The sequence below is a fragment of the Nocardia sp. bgisy134 genome (genome assembly GCF_057708325.1).
This window is the reverse complement of sequence record NZ_JBYIRW010000020.1, coordinates 66,856-90,617: the sequence shown is the minus strand read 5'-3', so window position 1 is coordinate 90,617 and position 23,762 is coordinate 66,856. Positions and strand designations below refer to the sequence as shown.

The following is a 23,762-nucleotide window of genomic DNA, read 5'->3' as shown; positions in this document are numbered from 1 at the left end:
AAGGCGCAGGTACGCCTAGGCTGACATGGTGACCGAGGAGCGGATGGCGACAACGCTGCGCGGGCGAATCGACGGCGAGGTGGACGCGTCCCCGCGGCGGCGCGCGGAATACGCCACCGACGCGTCGAACTATCGCGTGCTGCCCACCGCGGTGGTGTTCCCCCGATCGGACTCCGATGTCGCGGAAACCCTCGGCTTCGCTCGCGAACACGGCCTGCCGGTCACCGCGCGCGGCGCGGGAACGTCGGTGGCGGGCAACGCGATCGGATCCGGCCTCGTGCTCGACTTCAGCAGGCATCTGAATCGGATCGTGCGCATCGACCCGGACCGGCGAACCGCCAGGGTGCAGCCGGGCGTCGTGCTGTCCGCATTGCAGAGCGCGGCCCGCCCGCACGGGCTGCGGCTCGGCCCCGATCCCTCGACGCAGAACCGCTGCACCCTCGGCGGCATGATCGGCAACAACGCCTGCGGGCCGCGCGCCGTCGCGTGGGGCCGCACCTCCGACACCGTGCGCGAGCTGCGCATCCTGGACGGAACCGGAACCGAGCGCGTCCTCGCGAACGACCCGGCCGCGGTGCCGGGGCTGGCCGAATTCACCAGGTCCAACCTCGCGGTATTGCGCACCGATCTGGGTCGTTTCGACCGGCAAGCCTCCGGCTTCGGCCTGGAACATCTGCTGCCGGAACGCGGTTCGGCCGTCGCCAAGTCGTTCGTCGGCAGCGAGGGCACCTGCGGGCTGCTGTTGGACGCGGAGGTCCAGCTGGTCGAACTGCCGCACGCCACCGTGCTCACGGTGCTCGGCTACCCGGACATCGCCACGGCCGCGGACGACGTCGCCGCGGTCATGGCGTGCGCGCCGATCGCGGTCGAGGGCATCGACTCCCGCCTCGTCGACGTGGTGCGGGCGCATCGCGGCGCCGTGCCCGAACTCCCGCGCGGCGGCGGCTGGCTGTTCGTGGAGACCACGGGCGCGAGCGCGGCGGAGGCGCTCGCGATGGCCGAGCGGCTGTGCCGGACGACGCACGCGCTGGACACCCGCATCGTCACCGACGCCGCGGCGGTCGCGGCGCTCTGGCGGATCCGCGCCGACGGCGCCGGTCTGGCCGGACGCACCGCCGACGGCCGACCGGCATGGCCCGGCTGGGAGGACTCCGCCGTCCCGCCCGAACACCTCGGCGCTTACCTGCGCGATTTCGCCGAGCTCACCGCGCAGCACGGTGTGGACGGCCTGCTCTACGGCCACCTCGGCGACGGCTGCATCCACGTCCGCCTCGACCTGCCGATCACCGAAGCGCCGCAACGGTTCCGGGCGTTCCTGTTCGACGCCGCCGAACTCGTGGTGCGCTACGGCGGTTCGCTGTCCGGCGAGCACGGCGACGGGCGGGCCCGCTCCGAACTGCTCTCGGTGATGTACTCCCCCGAAGCGCTCGCGGCGTTCGGCGGATACAAGGCGCTGTTCGATCCCGATGCCGTGCTCAATCCCGGCGTGCTGGTCGAGCCGCGCCCGGTCGACGCCGACCTGCGCGTCGCGGGTCTGCCGCGGGTTCCCGCCGCGGGCGGCTTCGCCTTCCCGCAGGACGACGGCGACATCGGCACCGCGGTGCATCGCTGCGTCGGCGTCGGCAAGTGTCGCGCCGACAGCTCCGCCGCGGGCGGCTTCATGTGCCCCTCGTACCTGGCCACCGCCGACGAGAAGGACAGCACCCGCGGTCGCGCCCGCGTCCTGCAAGAAGTGGTGCGCGGTGCGCTGCCCTGGTCCGCGCCCGCCGTCGCGGAGTCGCTCGACCTGTGCCTCTCGTGCAAGGCCTGCCGCTCCGACTGCCCGGCGGGCGTCGACATGTCGACCTACAAGGCCGAGGCGCTGTACCGCCGCTATCGCCGCCGACCGCGCCCGCGCGACCACTACGCGCTCGGCTGGTTGCCCCGCTGGCTCCGCCCCGCGAGCCGAATACCCCGCGCCGCCAACGCGATCGCCGGTGTCGGCTGGTTGCGCCGGACGGGCCTGCGCGCGGCGGGCATCGACCCCCGCCGAGACATACCTCGGCTGGCCGACCGTCCCTTCCGCCGCACCGAAAGGGCGCGGGCGCTGCGAGCTCCGTCGTCTTCCGAATTACGAACGGCCGCACCGGGCGAAGCCCAGGTCGCAGGACCACCGTCTCATGAGCGCGCCGATGTACTGCTCTGGCTCGACACCTTCACGGACGCCTTCGATCCCGAGATCGCGGAGGCGGCCGTCACCCTGATCGAATCGCTCGGTCATCGCGTGCGCATCCCCCGGCGACGGCTGTGCTGCGGCCTGACCTGGATCAGCACCGGACAACTGGACGGTGCGCGCGCCAAACTCCGCGCCACCCTCGCCGAGTTGGACGAGCACGTCCGCGCGGGCGGCATCGTCGTCGGTCTCGAGCCTTCGTGCACCGCGGTCCTGCGCGCCGACCTTCCCGAACTGCTCGCCGACGATCCCCGCGCGGCGCCCACCGCCGCGGCGGTCCGCACGCTCGCCGAGTTCCTGATCGGACACCCGGACTGGCATCCACCCCGGCGGCCCGACGCCGAGGTGGTGGTCCAGCCGCACTGCCATCAGCATGCGGTGCTCGGTTTCGACGCGGATCGCCGGGTGTTGACCCGCACCGGCGCGAAAGTGACGGAGGTCGCCGGATGCTGCGGCATGGCCGGAAACTTCGGAATGCAGAAAGGCCATTACGACATTTCGGTCGCGGTGGCCGGTAATGGATTGCTTCCCGCGTTACGTGCCGCTGCCGAAGACGCGATATTCGTCGCCGACGGATTCTCCTGCCGCACCCAGAGCACTCAGCTGGCCGGACGACCCGGTCGACATCTGGCGCAATTCCTCGTGGGAGAGTGAGGATTCCGCACTCGCCGCAGAATGTTCGCGGCGAGTGCGCGAGCGTGCCTCAGCTACCGAAGGGCAGCATGCCAGGGGGTATCTGGTAACCGGAGCTACCCGCGAAGACACTGCCCCACGCATTGAGCAGCCAGTTGAGCGCGTTGGTGATCATTCAATCCTCCATTGTGTCGACTGCCAGCTGTTTGCCGATCGAACGAATATCGCGACGTCAATTCATCACGTTACGAAATACCGGCGCCGTATCCGCGCGCCCGAGCCAACCCTCCGCAAAACGACCGGCCGGGTGCGGTCGCCGCACGGGACTCCCGGACAATGGGTCCGTGCGCGAACAGATGGCGACGGCCGCGCGGTCCGGCCTGGCTCGAACGGTGCGGTCCGACCGGCCGATCGATCTCGCGCACACCATCGCGCCGCTGCGCCACGGTGTGGGCGACCCCTGTCATCAGGTGACCGCCGATGGCGCGCACTGGCACGCCTCGCGGATGCCGAGCGGCCCGGTCACCTACCGGCTCGTCCAGGACGACCGGTGTTCGGTGCGCGGACAGGCGTGGGGGCCCGGCGCGGCCGAATTCCTCGACCGGCTCGAGCACATGCTCTGCCTCGACGAGGACCTGTCCGATTTCGCGCCCGAACACCCCAAGGTGGTCGAGGCGCACCGCCGCTTCCCCGGTCTGCGCATGCTGCGTACCGGCTTGGTTCTCGAATCACTGGTGCCCTCCGTGCTCGAGCAGAAGGTGCACACGATCTCGGCGCGCGCCTCCTGGCGAAAGCTGGTGCGTCAGTTCGGCGAACCCGCGCCGGGACCCGCTCCGGAGGGACTGCGCCTGCCACCGGACGCCGAAACCTGGCGGCGCATCCCGTCCTGGACCTTCCATCGCGCGAACGTCGGACCCCAGCGCGCGCAGACCATCGTGCGCGCGGCCCGGCTCGCGGAATCGCTGGAGCGCACCACCGACCAGGATCCGGCCGAGGCAGCGCGCCGGCTGTGTTCGGTGCCCGGCATCGGTATCTGGACGGCCGCCGAGACCGCCCAGCGGGCCTACGGCGACGCCGACGCCCTCTCGGTCGGCGACTACCACTTGGCCGCCGTCGTCGGCTGGACCTTGCTCGGCCGCCCGATCGACGACGAGGCGATGGTCGAGTACCTCGAACCCCTTCGCCCGCATCGCTATCGGGCCGTCCGTCTGCTGGAGATCAGCGGCTTGGCGTACAAGCCGAAATTCGGCCCCCGCACCCCGCTCACCGATCACACCTGGCACTGACTCAGAGTTGCAGCGCCCGCTCGTCCAAGACGCATTTGCCGGATTCGACCAGCGTGGTCCGCGCCCGGCGGCGCACCAGACAGCTGTCTACCGTGCAGTCGATATGTAATTGCATTGCCGCGTGGGCCTGTTCGTCGGTCATCACGCCGGGGTCGCGTCCGCAGACCAGCAGTCCGGCGACGTGCATGTTCAGATTCGTCAATTGCATCAGGCGACCCCCACCCGCTCGCGGGTCGCGCCGAATAGTCGGGTGCGCCGCGGCGCGGGCCGTTCGTCCCATGGCGCTTGGTGCACCGCCATGCCGACCGCCTCGAGCGCGGTGAGCCCCACCTCGTCGGCGAGCTCGCCGACGGTGTCAAGCAGGGTTGGCACAACTTCGGCAACTCGCAGCGCCGCAACAGCTTGCGCGCAGGTGAGGGTGCGCCCTGGCAGGTACGAGACCACCCAGCTCTCCTGTCCTACGCTGCGCGCTCGATGTGGGGTCAGATCGCTGGTCATCAACGACGACCCTATGACGTGTACGGCCATGACTCCTCGTTCCTCGGTCCGTTTCCCGGTGCGGCGCTCGATCCGAGCACACTTCCAGCACACCACCGGAGCCGCCGCGACACGGCAGTGTTCGGGGATCTCAAAAGATTTCGCGCGAATTCCCAGCACGAAATCCAACCGGGAGGGCAGGATTCTCCATAGTGGACGAGGAAGTCCGCTACCGACGTTGGACAACGCCACAGCAGAGCCACACGAAGCCCCATTGCCCTTATTGCCCAAGCGAAGTCACGGGGAACCGAGCTTGTGGGTGCGCCCCGGATCGCCTCGGGTGAGGAGTCCGAGCACAGAGCGGAGCGTACTGTGTCAGCGAGTTCGGCAAGAACAGCAGCGAATTCGGAGAGCGCGACCTCCGAGACCCACCGCACTCCCGCGGCCTCCGACAACGGCTCGTCTACCCTACCGCGCCGCCAATTGGGCAGATACCTCAGGGACTGGCGTAGCCAGGCCGGGCTCACCATCGCCGAGGCCGCCCGCCTGATGGAGTGGGGCGCGAGCACTTTGCAGCGGCTGGAAAAGGGCCAGGCCGACCGCATCCGCACCATCGACATCCAGGAGCTATGTCGTATCTACGGCATCCCCGACGAGCTCTGTGACGGGCTCAAGGGCCTGGCGCAGCAGGCCGCGGTGAAGAGCTGGTGGCACGCGTTCGGCGATCTGATCCCCGAAAACTTCGACGTCTACGTCGGTTTGGAGGCTTCGGCGCGCGAGCTGCGCTCCTATCAACCCGAGCTCGTGCTCGGCCTGTTGCAGATCCCCGACTACGCGCGGGCACTGAACCGGCTCTGCTATCCCGAAGACACCGAAGACGAAATCGAGCGGCGCGTGCAATTACGCATACAACGCCAAGCTCTCGTCACGAGGAAGGCCTCGCCCGCTACGGTGGAGGTGGTGTTGCACGAGTCGGTGCTGCACCGCGCGGTGGGTGGCGCCAAAGTGATGGCGGCGCAGCTACGTCATCTTGCCGATTTCAGCACCAGACCCAATGTCTCCCTGCGTATCCTGCCGTTCGCGGCCGGCGTCCCGCTCGGCGATTCCACGGGTCCGTTCACCGTTCTAGGGTTCGGCACCGACAGCAAGGGACATCAGGTCGAGCCTCCGGTGGTGTACGTAGAAGGCTTCACCGGGGACCTCTACCTCGAAAGACCGGCCGATGTTCAGCGTTACCACCTGGCACACGAGTGCCTCCAGCGCTCTGCGCTGGACATCCAACCCAGTAGACATCTGCTTAGGCAGTTAGCGAAGGAGTGTGCGGCATGAGCACCGAACTCGTCGGCGCGACCTGGATCAAGAGCACCCGTTCGGGCAGCAGGGACTGCGTGGAAGTGGCCTTCCTGCCCGGTGGGCAGGTCGGCGTCCGCGACAGCAAGAACCCCGAGGGTCCGGCTTTGATCTTCACGCCAAGCGAGTGGGACGCCTTCTCGGCGGGCGTCGCCGACGGCGAATTCGCCCGCCCGTGAACATGTCCGAGGACGCGGTGCACGGCAAGCTCGGCGCCACGGTGGATTCGACCGGCGCCGAGTGGCGCAGCGCGGGTGGCGCGGGATCCGGGGGCGTGGAAGTGGCGCTGCTCGCGGCGGGCCACGTAGCCCTGCGCAGCGCCGAGGACCCGAACGGTCACGTGCTGGTGTTCACCCCGGGGGAATGGGCCGCCTTCACCGCGGGGGTACACGACGGCGAGTTCGATCTACCTTGACGTTCGACGGCCCGGTCCGACGGTGCGAAAGCCCGCGGGCCGGGTCGTGGCGTATCCGGATCCGTGATCATCTTTGGCGAAAAGATCACGATACGAAGCAGATTCGACAACGGTTACACGTTTACCTCGGCCGAGAGCGGGTAGCCCACAGCTTGTGGACCGTGGGTTGAAGAACTCCCCACCCCGGTACAAGAAGCTGCGTCCGGGCGATTGGGTGGAATGGCTGATCGTCGGACTGCTCTTCGCGGTGTCATCGGTGGGCATATTCGTACTGACCAGCTCACTGCTGTCGGCGCTGTTCGTCGGTGTGCTGGTGTGGTTGGTCGCCATAGGTGTCGTCGCGATGCTGTGAACGGGTGCGCCGACCGGCCGGGCCAAGAACCCGGCCGGTTGTCATCGGTGCTTCGGCTCCGAGAACGCTTCGGCTCGCGATTCAGCGCCGAAAAAGCTTGTTCCCCAACCAGACCAGCGGATCGTACTTACGGTCGACCACCCGTTCCTTGAGCGGGATCAACGCGTTGTCGGTGATCTTGATGTGCTCCGGGCACACCTCGGTGCAGCACTTGGTGATGTTGCACAGGCCGAGACCTTGGTCCTGCTGGGCCAATTCGCGGCGATCGGCGACGTCCAGCGGATGCATCTCCAGCTCGGCGATCCGCATCAGGAAGCGCGGTCCGGCGAACGACTGCTTGTTCTCCTCGTGGTCGCGCACCACGTGACAGGTGTTCTGGCACAGGAAGCACTCGATGCACTTGCGGAACTCCTGCGAGCGTTCCACGTCCACCTGGTTCATCCGGTAATCACCGGGCTTCAGATCCGGCGCCGGGGTGAACGACGGGATCTCCCTCGCCTTCTCGTAGTTGAACGACACATCCGTCACCAGGTCGCGGATCACCGGGAAGGTGCGCATCGGCGTCACGGTGATCAGCTCGTCGGGTTCGAAGGTCGACATGCGGGTCATACACAGCAGACGCGGACGGCCGTTGACCTCCGCGGAGCACGAACCGCACTTGCCCGCCTTGCAGTTCCACCGCACCGCTAGGTCGGGCGCCTGGGTGGCCTGTAGCCGGTGGATGATGTCGAGGACCACCTCGCCCTCTTTCACCTCGACGGTGAAGTCCTCCAGCGCGCCGCCATCCTGATCACCGCGCCACACGCGGAATTTGGCGTCGTAACCCATTGCTACGCCTCACCTTCTGTGGCCGAGGCCGAACTGGCCGGGTGCCCGGCGAGCTCGGCGGAGTTGTAATACTTTTCGAGTTCGGTGAGGTCGAACAGCGCCAGCAGGTCGGCGCGCATCGGCTTCTGGTCCTCCGGGGTCACCCGCACCCGCGGTACGTCCTCCGCCGCGTCGGCCGGATCGATCGCGCAGACCAGCAGCTTGTTGCGCCAGACCGGATCCATCGTGGGGAAGTCGTCGCGGGTGTGCCCGCCGCGGCTCTCGGTGCGCAGCAGCGCGGCCTGCGCCACGCACTCGCTCACCAGCAGCATGTTGCGCAGATCGATGGCGAGGTGCCAGCCGGGATTGAACTGCCGATGCCCCTCCACGGTGACCTGCGCGAAGCGTTCCCGCAGCCCGTCCAGGTGCTCGATGGCCTGCTCCAGCTCGTGCTCTTTGCGGATGATGCCGACCAGATCGTTCATCGCCTGCTGCAGATCGGTGTGCAGCGTGTAGGGATTCTCGCCGGAGCCTTCGGCGGGCGGATCGAACGGTGCCAGAGCGGCTTTCGCCGCCGCCGCGATGTCGGCATCGGCTACCTCGGGCTGCTCGGTCAGCAGTTCCACGTAGGTCGCGGCGCCCAGTCCTGCGCGGCGTCCGAAGACCAGTAGGTCCGACAGCGAGTTGCCGCCGAGGCGGTTCGAGCCGTGCATGCCGCCGGAGCATTCGCCCGCCGCGAACAGCCCCGGCACCGTCGCGGCGCCGGTGTCCGGGTCGACCTCGATGCCGCCCATCACGTAGTGGCAGGTCGGGCCGACCTCCATCGGCTCCCTGGTGATGTCGACGTCGGCCAGCTCCTTGAACTGGTGGTACATCGAGGGCAGGCGGCGCCGGATCTCTTCGGCGGGCAGTCGCGAGGCGATGTCGAGGTAGACGCCGCCGTGCTCGGTGCCGCGCCCGGCCTTGACCTCGGAGTTGATGGCGCGCGCGACCTCGTCGCGGGGGAGCAGGTCAGGGGTGCGGCGAGCGGAGTCGTTGTCCTTCAGCCACTGATCGGCCTCGGCCTCGGTCTCGGCGTACTGGCCCTTGAACACCGAAGGGATGTAGTCGAACATGAACCGCTTGTCGTCGGTGTTCTTCAGCACGCCGCCGTCGCCGCGCACGCCCTCGGTGACCAGAATGCCCTTCACGCTGGGCGGCCAGACCATGCCGGTCGGGTGGAATTGCAGGAATTCCATGTTGATCAGCGTCGCGCCTGCCCGTAGCGCCAGCGCGTGCCCGTCGCCGGTGTACTCCCACGAGTTCGAGGTCACCTTGTACGACTTGCCGATGCCGCCGGTCGCGAGCACCACCGCTGGAGATTCGAAGAGGACGAACTTGCCCGATTCGCGCCAGTAGCCGAACGCGCCCGAGATCCGCTCGCCGTCCTTGAGCAGCTCGGTGATGGTGCACTCGGCGAACACCTTGATGCGCGACTCGTAGTCGCCGGTCTCCGCGTGATCCTCCTGTTGCAGCGAGACGATCTTCTGCTGCATGGTGCGGATGATCTCGAGTCCGGTGCGGTCGCCGACGTGCGCGAGCCGCGGGTAGGTGTGGCCGCCGAAGTTGCGCTGACTGATCCGGCCGTCGGCGGTCCGGTCGAACAGCGCCCCGTAGGTTTCCAGCTCCCAGACCCGGTCCGGGGCCTCCTGGGCGTGTAGTTCGGCCATGCGCCAGTTGTTGAGGAACTTGCCTCCGCGCATGGTGTCCCTGAAATGGGTTTGCCAGCTGTCCTTTTCGTTGGCGTTGCCCATCGAGGCGGCGCAGCCGCCCTCGGCCATCACGGTGTGCGCCTTACCGAACAGAGACTTGCACACCACCGCGACGGAGAGCCCGTGTTCGCGGGCCTCGATCACCGCGCGCAGTCCGGCGCCACCGGCACCGATAACGACGACGTCGTACTTGTGCCGTTCCACTTCTGGCATTGCCGCGAGTACTCCTGAGTCGAGCGGTCAGTTGATGAACCGCAGGTCCGAAATGGTGTTGCTGGCCACCAACATCACGTAGAAGTCGGTCAGCACGAGGGTGCCGAGCGTGGTCCACGCCAGCCCCATGTGACGGGTGTTGAGTTTGGACACCTGGGTCCAGAACCAGTACCGCACCGGGTGGGCCGAGAAGTGCTTCAACCTGCCGCCCGCGATGTGCCTGCAGGAGTGGCACGACAGCGTGTAGGCCCACAGCAGGATCACGTTGCCGAGCAGGACGATATTGCCGAGGCCGAAGCCGAACCCGCCGTCCTTGCCGTGGAAGGCGATGATCGCGTCGTAGCTGTTGATCAACGAAACCACCACGGCCACATAGAAGAAGTAGCGGTGCACGTTCTGGACGATCAGCGGCAGCCTGGTCTCGCCGGTGTACTTGCCGTGCGGTTCGGCCACGGCGCAGGCCGGCGGGGAGAACCACACCGCGCGGTAGTAGGCCTTGCGGTAGTAGTAGCAGGTCAAACGGAAGCCGAGCAGGAACGGGAGCACTACGAAGCCGAGCGGAATCCACATCGGCAGTTCGCCGAAGGGCTCGCCGAAGTGGCTGGAACCCGGGACGCACGACGCGCTCAGGCACGGCGAGTAGAACGGCGTCAGATAGTGGTAGTCCGGCACCCAATATGCCGTTCGCACAAACGATCTGACGGTCGCGTAGATGACGAAAGCGGCCAGCCCGAGCACGGTGAACAGCGGCGGCACCCACCAGCGGTCGGTGCGGAGCGTGCGCTCGGAGATTCGGGCCCTGGTCTTGCTGAAAACGCCGGTCCCTTGCTGGGGGGTGGCGGTCGGTGCGGCACTCACAGGTGGATGCCTCGCTGATCTGCTCTGCGGACGGAATCGATACCGACCGCGATCCAATGTGATGCTGAGCACCATACGACACGTCAGCTATGGCTCGAGCGTGGTCCCGGCAATACCGACCCGCCCTGCCGCCTATGATTTGCGCCACACATGGGGCGTGGGTGCGGCTACGGCCGGATGGTCGGAGGGCGCGAGAATTTCGGACGCCGCCCTGGTCGGCGTGCTGCGGGCGGCGGCAAAACCGCTGGGTGGCCCCGGCTTCGCGTCGACGATCACTGATCCGATCGTGGTCCACGGGAGGCGCCCTCTGGGTGCCTTCGAGTCTGAGCGACAGGCGTCGTCGTGCTCGGCGGCACCACGCCGTCTCGAATCGGCTTCCGCGACAACGACGGTGGGCGGATCGCGCGACTCCGGGGATGAACGCAGCGGTGCTCGCCCGAATCGACGGGCGAGCACCGCTGTCGAGTCGCTACTTCGTGCGTGGGCGGGAGTGGAAGCCTAGGCCCTCGTCCTGTGCGCCCATCCAGGCCGCCTCGTCGGATTTGCTGTCCGGTACGTAGATGGTCTCCTGGGGGCGCCGGGTCACTTCGGGCGGCGGCGACTGCTCGAACTCGTCGGCATCGATGACGAGCCGGTCGAGGTCGTTTTCCAGCCGTCGCACCGTGTTCGCGTCGCCGTAGTGGGTGCGCAGTGCGCCGATGGATTGCCGGAGCTGGTTGACCGCGTAGCGGAGTTCCGCGATATCGCTGCGTGTCATCGTTACCTCCTGAGTTCCCCGGTGGCCGTGCGAGCCCGGCCAGCACGGGCGGTTCCGGAGATCTCCCCAGGGCCGCGCGCTACCGAGTCGTGTGACTCACCACACAACGTGATTTACAACACAGTACAGAAAGAATCCCGAACAAGCTCGTGCGATTCGGGATTCTCAGATTTGCGGATATGTTGCCCGCGTCTTCGGGGGGTGCATCGAGGGTGCGCGCTCCCGCGACGGTTCGCAACCGCAGCGGTGAAGTTCGGCCGGATCAGCTGGCGGCGGCGTACTCCGGGCCGGGGGTGGTCATCGTCGCCGATACCCGGTTCACCAGGGCGACGATCGACAGGGCGACCTCCTCGGCCCGCTCCAGGATGACGCTGTGGCCCGCGCCCTCGACCCGGACCAGCTCCGAGCTGGTCAGTTGCGCGGCCAGCAGCACCGAGTGTGCGAACGGCACCACGATGTCGGCCGAGCCCGCGAGCACCAATGCCGGGATGGTGCCGAGCCGGTGCAGCGTCGCGGTCTCGTCGAACGCGATCAGCGAGCCGAGGAAGCTGGACATGGTCAGCAGCGGCGTCTCGTTGAGCATGGCCGTCGCGACGGCGATCATCCTCGGATTGATCTTCCTGGTGCCGAAGCTGGCCTCGCGCATGATCGGCTCGAAGATGCGCCGGGAGAACCGCTTCGACGCCTGCATGACCCGCGGCGCGCGCAGCACGGCGGTCTGGAGCGAGACCACCGCGTACCGGTGCAGGAGCCGGCCGACGCCGACCTCGGTGAGCCCGTTGGCGGCGCCCGCGATCAGGCCGACGCCCACCACGCGCGTCCCGATGGCCTCCGGGAACAGCCTGGCGTAGGCGAGCAGCACCATCGCGCCCATGGAGTGTCCGATCAGCACCACCGGGCCGACCGGCGTGACCGCGCGCAGCACCGCGTCGAGATCGTGGCCGAGCTGGTCGATGGTGTAGGTCGCCGGGGCGGCCACGCCGGACGCGCCGTGGCCCCGGTGGTCGTAGAAGACCATCCTGATGGCGTCGCCCCACTGGCGCGTGAGTTGTTCCCGCAGGAAGGACCACGATTCGGTGTGCAGGCAGTGCCCATGCACGAACACAGCGGTGAGCGGCGCATCGTCGGCGCCGAAGGTGCGGACCGAGATCGGGATACCGTCATCGGTCGACACCGTGACACGGTGGCCGTCGTAATCGGCGGCGCGGCGGGCGATCGTCGACATTGGCTTTCTCCTGCGGCGTGGCACCTGTGCCGGAGCGTCTTGACAGGTTGTTCGATATCCATTTCCGCGCCGTTAGCCGCCCATACCGGACGTTATGGACACGTTGTCCAACCGAGGCCGCCGGTCGATCGGTTTCGGTTGACCGACCTCTTCGCAGGAGAATCTACGAAAATCTAGCCGGATCGCTAGATAGACGGAGATTCCGCTCGATCGCCCGCTCACGACCTTCGTATCGGGCGGTCTACCGAACCTCCTAGAAACCCCCAGATTTTGCGGACGAACCACAGCCGCCCGCGTGTATCGGCAATCTATGACTCTCTACCGAATCGGCGATACTCGCGCAGAGTCGCCTGACGCCCGGTGGGGACCGGCCCCACCGGGCGCTCTGCGCCGACCTCTACGTGGCGTGGGTTCGCGTCGAAGGCAAGAACGGACGCAGCAGATTGGCCTCGGTGGACGGTCCCACCTGCCAGTCGGCGATCCACGGTCCGGTGCCCTCGCTCGGGTCGAAGATGCCGTCCTCCAGCCACTGGTACCGCCCGTCCAGCACTCCCCTGGTGAGCGTGCGGTCCTCGTCGTCGGTGTTCTCCCACAGCGCGTCGAAGAGCCTGCGCACCCGGACGCGCGATTGGCGGCAGAACGTGTCGGCGAGTTCCACGGCCGCGTGCCCCTCGGGTCCTCCGCTCGCGAGCTGCGCCTGGGCCCGCACGCAGGCCGCGGACATGGCGAACAGCTCGGCGCCGATGTCGACGATGCGCCCGAGGAAGTTCTGCCGGTACTCGAGACCGGCCTGCCAGCGGGCCATGGCGTACATCAGCGAACGCGCCTGCTTGCGCGAGTTGCGTTCGACGAACCGCAGATGCCGTGCCAGTGCACCGAATTCGGCGTAGGTACCGGTCACGGTGCCCGCGCCGACGGCGAGCTGCGGGAACCACTTGGCGTAGAAGCCGGTGGCGCCGACGGCGGCTTTGGCCTTGTCCTTGAGCTCGGCGTTGCGGTCGACGAGCGCGCCCGCGGCGGCCATGTGCGCGTCGGCCATCTCGCGCGCGATCAGCAGCCGCATGATCTCGCTGGAACCCTCGAAGATCCGGTTGATGCGCAGGTCGCGCAGCAGCTGCTCGGCGCCGACGGCCCGCTCGCCACGGGCGGCGAGCGACGCCGCGGTCTCGTAGCCGCGTCCGCCGCGGATCTGCACCAGTTCGTCGGCGATCTGGCAGCTCATCTCGCTGGCCCACAGCTTGGCGAGCGCGGCCTCGATGCGGATGTCGTTGCGGCCCTCGTCGCACATGGTCGCCGAGAGGTCGAGCGCCGCCTCCAGCGCGTAGGTGGTCGCGGCGATGAAGGAGATCTTCTCGCCCACCGCGGCGTGCTCGCCGACCGGCCTGCCCCACTGCACGCGCTGGGCGCTCCACTCCCTGGCGATCTTCAGCGACCATTTGGCGGCGGCGGTGCACAACGCCGGGATGGCGAGACGGCCCGCGTTGAGCGTGGTCAGCGCGATCTTGAGCCCGTCGCCCTCCCTGCCGATGAGGTTGCGCTTCGGTACCCGCACGTTGTGCATGCGCGTCAGGCCGTTCTCGATGCCGCGTAGACCCATGAAGGCGTTGCGGCGCTCGACGGTGATGCCCGGACTGTCGGCCTCCACCACGAACGCGGAGATGCCGCCGCGATGCCCTTCGCTCTTGGGCACCCGCGCCATCACCACGAGCAGTTCGGCCACGACGCCGTTGGTGGTCCAGAGCTTCACGCCGTTCAGCTCGTAGGCCTCGCCGTCGGCCGTCGGGGTCGCGGTGCTCGCCATGCGGGCCGGATCGGAACCGACATCGGGCTCGGTCAGCAGGAACGCGCTCACCGCGCCCGCCGCGCAGCGGGGCAGGAACTCGGCCTTCTGTTCGGGGGTCCCCGCCAGCTTCAGCGGCTCGGGCACGCCGATGGACTGGTGCGCCGAGAGCAGCACGCCGATGCTGGGATGCGCCGAGCCTGCGAGCATGAGCGAGCGGTTGTAGCCGTACTGCGACAGGCCCTGGCCGCCGTAGGACTCGGGGATCTTCAGGCCGAAACAGCCGAGTTCGGCCAGGCCCTTGACGTACTCGTCCGGGATGCGGCCCTCGGCCTCGATCACCGACCCGTCGATGCTCTCGCAGAGCGGCCGCAGCCGCGCCAGGTAGGCCTCGGTGCGGGCGGCGTCCTCGGCGCTCGGCTGCGGGTAGGGGTGGATCAGATCGAGCCGGAACCGTCCGAGAAACATCTCCTTGGCGAACGATGGTTTGGCCCAGCCGGTTTCGCGGGATTCCTCGACCAGTGCGCGAGCCTGTTCTTCGGTGGCGTCGACTTTCGCGGCAGTCGCCATGGTGTCCTCCTCGGAGGTGATCAGAATCACATTCGAGTGTAGGAAAGTCGGTTACTCACCGGTAGGTGAATGGGGGTATCGATTTCTATCGATTTCTAATGATCTTGATAGAAAGGTGAATACGCGGGTGCGCTCCGGGCGTGCGCGGTCTATGGACGGGCGTCGCCTTCGCGGTGCGTCCCCCGTCGAAGTGGCGATCACACGCTGCGCAGGTAGCGTCCGAAGTGCGGGACGGTGAAGCCGATCGTGCCGCGCTCGGCCGAGTAGATCAGCCCCTTCTTGATGAGGCCGTCGCGCGCGGGCGAGAGCGAGGCCGGTTTGCGGCCGAGTTCGGCGGCCACCGCGGCCGTCGCGACCGGACCGTCGTCGCCGGACAGATCGGCCATGGCTCGCATGTACTCCCGCTCCGCGGGGGTTGCCCGCTCATAGCGAGATCCGAAGAACCCGACCGCCAACTCCTCCTCGGCGGCGGGCGAGGCCACCTCGACATCCTCGGCGGTGATCGGGCTCTCCGGGGCCTGGTCCCAGACCGCCTTGCCGTAGGCCTGCACGAAATAGGGATATCCATCGGCCTTTTCGTACAGTGCCTCCAGCGCCTCCTCGGTGAACTTCACCTCCTCGCGCTCGGCGGGCGCGATCAGCGCCCGGTCGGCCGACTCCCGGTCCAGCCGATCGATGCGGTGGTAGCTGAACAGGCGCTCCGAATAACTCTTCGATGCGGAAAGCACCGCGGGCAGGTGCGGCAGACCCGCCCCGACGACGATGAGCGGCGCGCCGTCCTGGCTCAGTTCGTGGCAGGCTCCGCAGATCGCGGAGATGTCGGCGGGGCCCAGGTCCTGCATCTCGTCGATGAATATCGCCATGCCGACGCCGATGTCGCCGGCCAGCGCCGCGGCTTCCTTGAGCAGCTCCACCAGATCGATCTCGATGTCGCCGGAATCGGCGCGCCCCGACACCGCGGGCACGTCGATACCGGGCTGCCAGCGCTCCCGCATGCCCTTGTCCGCGGTGGCCCGCAGCGCGAAGGCTTTGAGAATGCCGAGGAAATCGTCGACCCGCTCCGGATTGCGGTGCGCCATGGCGATGGCGCGGGTGGCCATGTGCAGCGCGGAGGACAGCGGTCGGCGCAGTTCCTGATCCGGCCGCGCCTCGATCTTCCCGGTGCCCCAGCCGCGCGAGATGGCCGCCGAGCGAAGCTGGTTGAGCAGCACGGTCTTACCGACGCCACGCAATCCGGTGAGCATCACGCTGCGTTCCGGCCTGCCCCTGGCGATGCGCTCCAGCACGATGTCGAAGGCGGCGAGTTGCTTGTCGCGCCCGGCGAGTTCGGGCGGGCGCTGACCCGCGCCGGGTGCATACGGATTGCGCACGGGGTCCATGCCCACACACCGTAGCGCGTTCGGACATCGGAATCTTGCTATCTCTACGTGATGTCGTAGAGAGGGGTATTTCGCGCTTGTCTTCTGCGCGGAAGTCTTTACGCTTGGGGCGGTTCGGTGAACGGTCGGCGCGCGGGAACGGAGGGGTCATGTCCGAGGAGTCAGCTCCCCACACCACCGCCGAGGTGGTCGAGTCGTGGACCGTGCCCGCCGGGGCGACCCAGGCCGGCCTGATCCGGTCCAACATCCTCGTCGCCATCGAACAGGGATACGACGACCCGCAACTGGTAGCCGATCTCGCGGTCGGCCCGTTGGTCATGGCGCTGGGCAAACTCGAGCTGGCGGTGGCCAGGCTCGAAGCCGAACTCGCCGAGGCGCGCAGGCGGATCGTGGAGCTGGAGCGGGCGGTCGCCGACCGCGACGCGCGATAGCGAACAGGCACTGCACGGTTCGTAACAGCTACTCGACGCGCCGTGACCTAGTCGTGACCTAACGGGCGCAGCAGCATTTCGCCCGGTCGTCCAGTGAATTTTCACAAGAGGCCGAAAACCACGCGCTGTGCGCTGGACAACACCGCGCCGACATCGTAATCTCTTCGTGACTTCATGGAGGGAGTCGCTTCGTAAGTGGAGTGGCGCCATGAAGTCACCGCCTAATCGGCTGTCGGAGCCACACCAGGATCCGGCTGTCGAACCGGGGACCCACAGGTTCGTCTGGGGTGAATCCGCAAAAGCCACAAGGCCGCCGCGGTAGGGCCGATCTTCCCGGCCCGAACCCGTCAGCTAACCCGGTCGGTGGAAGAGCAGGAAGATCGGAGACTCAGCTCGGTGGGTAAACACAGCTTGCAGCGGGAATCGCGACTGCCGAATTCCGTGAAGGGTGCTCTCGTCTTGGGTGCGGTGGCCGCCACCGGCGCGATGCCCGCGGTGCCCGCGATGGCCGCCACGATCAACATCCCCGGCCTCGGTGGTTTCGATGTGCCGGTCCCCCAAGAATTCGAGCAGCCGGTCCAGCAGCTCAACCAGCAGCTTCAGCAGGCGCTCGCCGCGCCGCAGCCCGGCGCCCCTCAGCAGGCCCCGCTCGCCGCGCCGCAGTTCCCGAACTTCCAGATGCCCAACCTGTTCGAGCAGCAGAACAGCCCGGGCGACATCGCTCTCGACGCCGCCAAGTCCAAGGTCGGCGCCATGTACTCCTGGGGCGCCGCGGGTCCGTCGAGCTTCGACTGCTCCGGCCTCGTGAAGTGGGCCTACCGGCAGGCTGGCATCGAGCTGCCCCGCACCAGCTTCGAGCAGTCCCACGTCGGCGCTCCCGTCGCCTTCCAGGACCTGCAGCCCGGTGACATCGTCGTGACCAACGGCGGCGGCCACGTCGGCCTCTACGCGGGCGACGGCAAGCTGCTCAACGCCGTTCAGTCGGGCCAGCCGGTGTCCTACACCCCGCTGCGTCCGGACATGGTGGTCACCGCGCGTCGCATCGTGGACTGACGAAAACAGTCGGACGAGGTCCGTCGTCGCCCGCCGTGGTTGGAGCGACGGCGGACCTACGCATAGTCTGAACCAGTGCCGCAGGGAATACAGGCTGCCCCATCGCAGGCCAGGGTCGATTCCTGGATCTGGGCGGTACGCCTGTTCAAGACCCGGTCCGCGGCCGCGGAGGCCTGCCGAGGCGGGCACGTCCGCGTCAACGGCGCGACGGCCAAACCCGCCCAACCGGTGCGGCCTGGTGACGAAATCCGTATCCGGGCCGGCGGTGTCGAACGCATCGTGATCGTCGAGCGGGTCATCACCAAGCGCGTCGGCGCTCCGATCGCCGCGCAATGCCTGATCGACCGCAGCCCGCCGCCGCCCTCCCCCGAGATCCTCGCGACCATGCCGCGCCGAGATCGCGGCACTGGTCGCCCCACCAAACGCGAGCGTCGCGAAACCGACCGTCTGCTCGGCCGCACCGAGGACTGACCGCTCAGGTCGTCGCCGCGACCACCACGAGATCCTCACGCCGCCCGTCGTCGTGGCCGAAGGCGGTCACATGGCCCTGGCGAATCTCGGGCGCGGTGGAGGCCACCGTCGACTCGATGTCGGACGGATAGTGGTTGCCGGCCCTCCACGGCGATGAGGTCCTCGAGCCCGTGCTACCGGATCGACCAACGCGTGCCGAAAACCATTGCCCGAACGTCTCCGTGAACAACTCGCCGTCACGGTGCCTCGCTGTCGTCTGCGGCGACTCGGTCGGCCAGTGCGGCGCCGAGGGCGGCGATGGTGGGGTGCTGGAAGAGTTCGGCCGTCGAGATCGCGATGCGCAGCCGGGCCTCCAGGGTGCGGCGCACCTCGATCGCGAGCAGCGAGCTGAGGCCGAGATCGTTGAAATCGTCGGTGGCGCCGATGGTTTCGGCAGGCCGGTCCAGTGTGGCGGCCAGCACGCGGCGGATGGCGGCGGTGATCGGCTCCGGTTCGGTGCCCGCCGCGCCATCGGACCGGCGGACAGATCCGTTGCGGGATGCGACGGAAAGTCCCTGGGCCGCAGCACCGATCGCGTCCGGAACCCGCCCGGATACCGATTCGCCGAAGAGCTCGCGGAGCCGGTCGGCTACCGGAGACCGGTGGCCGGAGGGCGTGTAGTCCAGCGCCAGAAGATACGGCCCGCGGTACCGCAAGGCCTTGGCCAGCATCGCCGCGCCGCGTTCCGCGTCGAGTGCGGCGATCCCCGCTCGTCGCAGATGCTCCGCGCCGCCTGCCGCCGCCGCGAGACCCGATGTCCACACGCCCCAGCCGATGCTGAGCACGCGCCCACCGTCCGCCGATGCGGCGATCGCGTCCATCGCGGCGTTGGCCGCGGCGTAGGCGGCCTGACCCGGGGCGCCGAAAGCGCCGGTGGCCGAGGAGAACAGCAGCACGAAATCGGTGGGGTCGGCGGCGGTCAGCGCCAGCAGGTCGGCCGCGGCGCCGACCTTCGGCGCGAACATCCGCGCCAGCTGATCCTGGTCGACGGCGTCGAAGACCGCGTCCTCCAGCGCGCCCGCGGCATGCACCACACCGCGGATGGTGGAACCGCATTCGCGAATGTCGTTGAGCGCGTTGGCGAGATCGCTTCGATCGGTCACGTCGCAGCGGACGACGACGACGTGATCCTCGGACCCGTCCAGCACGGCGGGCACCGGGCGGGGCGAACGCGTCAGCACCACCACGTCGCGTGCGCCGGAGTCGAGCAGCCAGCGCACCGCGACCGCGCCCAGCGCACCGAGACCGCCTGTCACCACATAGGTTCCGCTCGGATCGATCACGAGGGGCGCGGCGTCGGGCGCGGCCGGGACGAACCGCCGGACGGCCATGTCGCCCCCGGTCATTTCGACTTCGGTCGGAAGGGAATCGTCGGGTTCGGTGACGAGTTCGGTGAGCCGGGCGAGCGTACGCGGGTCGGAATCGGCCCACACCAAACGCACCTCGCGCCCCGATTCGAGTTGCAGGGTACGAGTGAGTCCGGCAAGGGCGTTGGCGATGACTCCGCCGCGCCGCGCGCGTGCCGGGAGCACCACCGTCAGCGAGACGATCGAGGTGTCGGCTCGAGCGCGTTGGAGCAGGTCCAGCGCCCGTCCGAGCGAGGTCGTCGCGGCCGCTCCGAGATCGGCGCTGTCCTCGGGCCAGACCACCACCAGCGCGGTGCGGTCGGCGGCGTCGCGGGCCGGCGACCCCGATGCGAGAACGGCGCTCGCGGCGTCGGGTTCGCGCGCGATCCGCTCGGTCGGCAGCGAGCGCTCCAGCGCGCGGGACAGGCGGACGGCGAGATCGGACTCACCGACCACGAGGGCGCGCCGACGGTGTGCGACGCGGGACGCGTGCGTGCCGGAATCACTCCGCGCCGCCTGTGACGAGCGGGGATCGCCCGCGAGCATCGGCTGCCACGTTTCGATGCGGAACGCGCCGCGTTCGTCCTCGCCGAAATCCTCGTCCTGTCGAATGTGGCCGAGCGCGGCCGCGTCCGCGAAACGGACGCGCACGCCGGCGAACGCCAGCACCGGAACGCCGTGCTGATCGGTGCCCACGATGTCGCCGATCAAGCCCCGCGCCGTGCGCTCACGGACGACGGCGTGCGCCTCGGCCGCCACACGCCCCGGTTCGGTGGACACCCACGCCGTGTCCATCGCGATGGGCAGCGGGACGAGTCCGTCGGGTAGTGCGCCGTCCGCGGCGGCGGCCAGGAGATGCAGGCAGCCGTCCAGTGTTGCGGCACTGTGTAATTCGGCGGCGTCGAAGTGCCCGACCGCGCAGCCCGGCGCGGCCGAGAGCGCACGGAGCGAACGGAATCGCGGACCGTACTCGAGACCCCTGCGGCGCAATGCTTCGTAGAAGGCGCCGGGCGCCAACGGCCGCATGCGGTGCTGGGTGGCGCGGTTCGCGTCGACAGCCCGCATCCAGGCGACGATGTCGGCGGGCGCGGGGCCGGGTGCGGGCCGCGCCGAAGCGAGCACCGTGTCGCCCGCTCGCACCCGCACGCTCGTATCGTCCGCGTGGTACTCGGCGGCGGCCAGGACGGTCAGGTCGGTGCGTTCGTTGACCACGAAATCGGCGATCATCCCGGCGGCCGCGCCGTTCGCCAGGTGCAGCAGTCGGCGTATCCAGTAGACGGCCGGTACCGTCGGAACACCCTGCACCACATGGTCGTCCAGCGAATCCGGGCGGAAGGCGGGGATCGCCGTTTCCGGGCGCGTCTGTGTGACCGGCGCGAATCGACTACGCCGCCAGCGTCTTCGCGGCGGCGGGGCGAGATACGGTCCGCTCGCCGACCAGTCGAGCGAGCGGCCCTCGTCGTACAGCCGGGACAGGCAGCGCAGGAAGGTCCCCGCCTCGTCGTCACGGGCCGCCACCGGATGCGTGGAATCGCGGAAGTCGGGCAACTCGCGGGCCGCCGGAGCGAGGACGGGATGCGGCGCGAGCTCCAGCACCGTCGTCAGCCCGTCCGCGGCCGCCTGCTCCAGCGCGGCCGCGAGTTCCACTGTGCCCGAGGCGTTCTCGGCCCAGTAGCCGCGATCCAGCGCGGCGGTCGTCAGTACGGCGGCGCGGCGCGCGGTGGAGTACATGGGCGTGTGCGGTGTGCGCGGCGCCAAATCGGCCAATCCGTCGACGAACTCGGCGAGCATCGGGGCCACCTGAGGACTGTGCGCGGCGAAGTCGACCGCGATGCGCTGCGCGAACATGCCGCGGCGCTTCGCCCGTCGCACGATGGTGTCGACGTAGCGCGGTGTCCCCGACACCACCACCGAACGCGGTGCGTTCACCGCGGCGATACCCACTTCGGCCTGTACCGGCGCGACCAACCGCTCCGCCTCGTCCGGCGTCGCCTCCAGCAACGCCATCGCGCCCTGTCCGTCGAGCCGCGCCAAGGCGCGGCTGCGCCGCACCGCGACCAGCGCCGCATCGGTGAGCGTCAGCCCGCCGCTCACCGCGGCCGCCGCGATCTCGCCGAGGCTGTGCCCCACGACGGCGTCGGGCCGAACACCCCAGGAGTCGAGCAACTTCGCCAAAGCCACTTGGTAGGCGAAGATCGCTGGCTGCACCAGTTCGGTGGCCGCGCGGCCGTCTCCGCCGAGGCCGAACCCGTAGCGCGGCGTCCACACCCTCGGCCCGCCCTGCGCCGCGATCGCGTCCGCGGCCTCGGCGAGTGCGCGCGCGAACACGGGATAGCGCGCCGCCAACGCCCGTCCCATCCGCGCGTGCTGTCCGCCCTGCCCAGCGAACAGGAAAAGCACACCGCCGCGCTGCCTGCCCGTACTGGGACCGGTGATCCCTGCGCCGCTTTCGCCGCGAGCCAACGCGCGCAATCCGGCGATCGCCTCCGCGCGGTCGTGCGCGAGCACGCCGGCCCGCGCGTGTTCGGGAAGCAACCGTGCCGCCGCCGTGGCCAAGGTGCTCGCCGCGGACTCGCCCGCCGCATCGAGCCGCTGCGCCAGCGCCAACGCCTGGATCTGTAGATCCGCGACGTCGCGCCCGGTCACCGGGATCAGCACCGGAGGCTCCTCGCCGCGCGATGCCGTCGTCGTCGGATGCCCGCGCAGCACCGCGTGCGCGTTGGTCCCGCCGAACCCGAACGAGCTCACCCCGGCCAGCCGCTCCCGCGGTGGAGTCGCGCTCCAGTCGACCGGCTCGCGCGGCACACGCAGCCCGCGCTCGGTGAGCTTCAGCAGCGGATTCGGGGTGTCGAAGTGGATGGTCGGCGCGATGACACCGTGGTGAATCGACAGCGCGGTCTTGATCAGCCCCGTCACGCCCGCCGCGGCCTCGAGGTGGCCGAGATTGGACTTCACCGAACCGATCCAGGTGTCCGCGGCGTCGTCGTCGGAGAGCACCGCGGCGAGCGCGCCCACTTCCACCGCGTCGCCGAGAGCCGTTCCGGTGCCGTGGCATTCGATGTAGCCCGCCCCGCGCGGGTCGAGGCCCGCGCGGGACCACGCGGTGCGGATGGTCTCGCGCTGGGCGCGCCCGTTCGGCGCGTAGAGGCCGTTCGAGCGCCCGTCGGAACCGACCGCCGCGCCGAGGATCTCGGCGTACACCCGATTGCCTTCGCGATGCGCGTCGGCGGTGCGCTGCAGGACCAGCACGCCGCACCCTTCGCTGCGCGTGTAGCCGTCGGCCGCGGCGGAGAACGGTTTGCTGCGTCCGTCGGGCGCGAGGAATCCGCTCTCGGCCAGGTAGTCGGAGGTGTGCGGGAGCAGCGTCAGATTCACGCCGCCGACGATCGCGAACGGCACCGTCTCGTCCGCGAGCAGCCGCAGGGCCAGGTCCACCGCCGCGAGCGAGGACGAACACGCGCTGTCCACCACCAGGCTCGGCCCGTGCAGATCCAGCGCGTAGGACAGCCGGTTGGCGATGATGCTCAATGCCGAACCGGTCACCGCGTACGGCGCGTCCTGCTCGCCGCCGCCGAGCACCGTGACGCCGTGGTCGTATCCGCACGCGCCGAAAATCACCGCGGCGTCCGAACCGCGCGTGCGATAGCCGATTCCGGCGTCGTCGAGCGCTTCGACGGATACTTCCAGCGCGACGCGTTGCTGCGGATCCATCAGCGCGGCCTCGCGGGCGGAGATGGCGAACCAGTCGTTGTCGAACCACTCGATGTCGTCGAGATAGCCCGCCCGCCTGGTCACCTCGCGGCCCGGCGGTGGATCGCCGGTGGCGTCGCGCCCGCTCGTCAGCAGCCGCCAGAATTCCTCCAAGCCCGCTGCGCCGGGCACGCGGCACGCCATGCCGATGATGGCGACCGGTGGCTGTATGGACGGAGTGCCTGCCGTCATGGCATCGCGAGGAACGCGGCCAGCTGCTCGATATCGGGGTGGTCGTACACGGCTTCCAGCGACACCTCGACGCCCATCGCGTCCTCGAGTTGTGCGGTCAGCCGCGCGAGTTGCGCGGAGATCGGACCGAGCTCGGCGAACGGTGTATCGGTGGACACGGCCGCGGTCTCGACGCCGAGCAACTCGGCGATCGCTGTGACCGCGGCGGCGGTGTGCGCGGCACGCCTGCCGCGCACGTCGGTATGGCCGTTTCGATCGGTATCACTTCGCCCGTCCGGGTGACTGGGCCGCATCTCGTCCTCCCTCCCCGTCTCCCGGCGGATTGCGGCCCGGGAACGGTACCCCCGCGATTATGCCGCACCGGAGAGGGCCGGAAAACGTCCGTTTTCCGCTGCGCGCCTGCGCGTTTGGCGAC

At 68.9% G+C, this 23,762-nt stretch carries 20 protein-coding genes and 1 riboswitch; of the genes, 9 read left to right on the top strand and 11 right to left on the bottom strand.

Going from position 1 to position 23,762, the window contains the following annotated elements; genetic code table 11:
* Positions 1–25: 25 nt before the first annotated feature.
* Both AC3ERS_RS29545 and AC3ERS_RS29540 read left to right on the top strand, forming a co-directional pair.
* Positions 26–2,866: an FAD-binding and (Fe-S)-binding domain-containing protein gene (locus AC3ERS_RS29545; protein ID WP_431971396.1), complete on the top strand. Its 2,841-nt coding sequence runs from the start codon at positions 26–28 to the stop codon at positions 2,864–2,866.
* Positions 2,867–3,201: 335 nt separating this feature from the next.
* Entirely contained in the window at positions 3,202–4,131 is a 930-nt protein-coding gene (locus tag AC3ERS_RS29540; protein ID WP_431971454.1) for a DNA-3-methyladenine glycosylase family protein, read from the top strand.
* A gap of 1 nt (position 4,132) precedes the next feature.
* Here AC3ERS_RS29540 and AC3ERS_RS29535 read toward each other — a convergent pair whose 3' ends face one another.
* The gene (locus tag AC3ERS_RS29535; protein ID WP_431971395.1) at positions 4,133–4,339 is read right to left on the bottom strand and encodes a hypothetical protein; all 207 of its coding nucleotides are present in this window, start codon (positions 4,337–4,339) and stop codon (positions 4,133–4,135) included.
* Complete coding sequence (locus tag AC3ERS_RS29530) at positions 4,339–4,629, bottom strand: hypothetical protein (RefSeq protein WP_431971394.1); 291 nt, start codon at positions 4,627–4,629, stop codon at positions 4,339–4,341. The genes AC3ERS_RS29535 and AC3ERS_RS29530 overlap by 1 nt, the downstream gene beginning before the upstream one ends.
* 462 nt (positions 4,630–5,091) lie before the next feature.
* Here AC3ERS_RS29530 and AC3ERS_RS29525 point away from each other — a divergent pair, with 462 nt between their 5' ends.
* From AC3ERS_RS29525 to AC3ERS_RS29510, 4 genes are all read left to right on the top strand, one after another.
* Positions 5,092–5,937, top strand: coding sequence for a helix-turn-helix domain-containing protein (locus tag AC3ERS_RS29525; RefSeq protein ID WP_431971393.1), 846 nt, complete (start codon positions 5,092–5,094; stop codon positions 5,935–5,937).
* Positions 5,934–6,137: a DUF397 domain-containing protein gene (locus tag AC3ERS_RS29520; protein WP_431971392.1), complete on the top strand. Its 204-nt coding sequence runs from the start codon at positions 5,934–5,936 to the stop codon at positions 6,135–6,137. The genes AC3ERS_RS29525 and AC3ERS_RS29520 overlap by 4 nt, the downstream gene beginning before the upstream one ends.
* Positions 6,138–6,139: 2 nt before the next feature.
* A complete protein-coding gene (locus AC3ERS_RS29515) occupies positions 6,140–6,373 on the top strand; it encodes a DUF397 domain-containing protein (protein WP_431971453.1) in 234 nt (77 codons plus the stop codon).
* 154 nt (positions 6,374–6,527) lie between these two features.
* A complete protein-coding gene (locus tag AC3ERS_RS29510; RefSeq protein ID WP_431971391.1) occupies positions 6,528–6,725 on the top strand; it encodes a hypothetical protein in 198 nt (65 codons plus the stop codon).
* An 81-nt stretch (positions 6,726–6,806) separates the two neighbouring features.
* Here the strand turns inward: AC3ERS_RS29510 and AC3ERS_RS29505 are convergent, their stop codons facing one another.
* The 7 genes from AC3ERS_RS29505 to AC3ERS_RS29475 all read right to left on the bottom strand — a co-directional run bounded on the left by AC3ERS_RS29505 (position 6,807) and on the right by AC3ERS_RS29475 (position 16,065).
* Positions 6,807–7,553: a succinate dehydrogenase/fumarate reductase iron-sulfur subunit gene (locus tag AC3ERS_RS29505; RefSeq protein WP_431971390.1), complete on the bottom strand. Its 747-nt coding sequence runs from the start codon at positions 7,551–7,553 to the stop codon at positions 6,807–6,809.
* Positions 7,554–7,555: 2 nt separating this feature from the next.
* Positions 7,556–9,496, bottom strand: a complete 1,941-nt coding sequence (locus AC3ERS_RS29500) for a fumarate reductase/succinate dehydrogenase flavoprotein subunit (protein WP_431971389.1) — start codon at positions 9,494–9,496, stop codon at positions 7,556–7,558.
* A 27-nt stretch (positions 9,497–9,523) separates the two neighbouring features.
* Positions 9,524–10,354 carry a hypothetical protein gene (locus tag AC3ERS_RS29495; RefSeq protein ID WP_431971388.1) on the bottom strand — a complete coding sequence of 277 codons (831 nt, stop codon included), beginning with the start codon at positions 10,352–10,354 and terminating at the stop codon, positions 9,524–9,526.
* Positions 10,355–10,823: 469 nt separating this feature from the next.
* The gene (locus AC3ERS_RS29490; RefSeq protein ID WP_431971387.1) at positions 10,824–11,111 is read right to left on the bottom strand and encodes a hypothetical protein; all 288 of its coding nucleotides are present in this window, start codon (positions 11,109–11,111) and stop codon (positions 10,824–10,826) included.
* 262 nt (positions 11,112–11,373) lie between these two features.
* A complete protein-coding gene (locus AC3ERS_RS29485; protein WP_431971386.1) occupies positions 11,374–12,336 on the bottom strand; it encodes an alpha/beta fold hydrolase in 963 nt (320 codons plus the stop codon).
* A 397-nt stretch (positions 12,337–12,733) separates the two neighbouring features.
* A complete protein-coding gene (locus AC3ERS_RS29480; protein ID WP_431971385.1) occupies positions 12,734–14,686 on the bottom strand; it encodes an acyl-CoA dehydrogenase family protein in 1,953 nt (650 codons plus the stop codon).
* Positions 14,687–14,883: 197 nt separating this feature from the next.
* Positions 14,884–16,065, bottom strand: coding sequence for an AAA family ATPase (locus AC3ERS_RS29475; RefSeq protein ID WP_431971384.1), 1,182 nt, complete (start codon positions 16,063–16,065; stop codon positions 14,884–14,886).
* Positions 16,066–16,214: 149 nt separating this feature from the next.
* Between AC3ERS_RS29475 and AC3ERS_RS29470 the strand changes: the two genes are divergently transcribed.
* From AC3ERS_RS29470 to AC3ERS_RS29460, 3 genes are all read left to right on the top strand, one after another.
* On the top strand, positions 16,215–16,496 hold the full coding sequence (locus AC3ERS_RS29470) for a hypothetical protein (protein ID WP_431971383.1): 282 nt from the start codon (positions 16,215–16,217) through the stop codon (positions 16,494–16,496).
* 208 nt (positions 16,497–16,704) lie between these two features.
* A riboswitch (cyclic di-AMP (ydaO/yuaA leader) is annotated at positions 16,705–16,877 on the top strand.
* Between the two features lie 15 nt (positions 16,878–16,892).
* Positions 16,893–17,549: a C40 family peptidase gene (locus AC3ERS_RS29465; protein WP_431971382.1), complete on the top strand. Its 657-nt coding sequence runs from the start codon at positions 16,893–16,895 to the stop codon at positions 17,547–17,549.
* Positions 17,550–17,624: 75 nt separating this feature from the next.
* Complete coding sequence (locus tag AC3ERS_RS29460; RefSeq protein WP_431971381.1) at positions 17,625–18,020, top strand: RNA-binding S4 domain-containing protein; 396 nt, start codon at positions 17,625–17,627, stop codon at positions 18,018–18,020.
* A gap of 236 nt (positions 18,021–18,256) precedes the next feature.
* Here AC3ERS_RS29460 and AC3ERS_RS29455 read toward each other — a convergent pair whose 3' ends face one another.
* Together AC3ERS_RS29455 and AC3ERS_RS29450 are read right to left on the bottom strand one after the other, a co-directional pair.
* Positions 18,257–23,347, bottom strand: a complete 5,091-nt coding sequence (locus AC3ERS_RS29455) for an SDR family NAD(P)-dependent oxidoreductase (protein ID WP_431971380.1) — start codon at positions 23,345–23,347, stop codon at positions 18,257–18,259.
* On the bottom strand, positions 23,344–23,640 hold the full coding sequence (locus AC3ERS_RS29450; RefSeq protein ID WP_431971379.1) for an acyl carrier protein: 297 nt from the start codon (positions 23,638–23,640) through the stop codon (positions 23,344–23,346). Before AC3ERS_RS29450 ends, AC3ERS_RS29455 begins: the two co-directional genes overlap by 4 nt.
* Positions 23,641–23,762 lie beyond the last annotated feature (122 nt).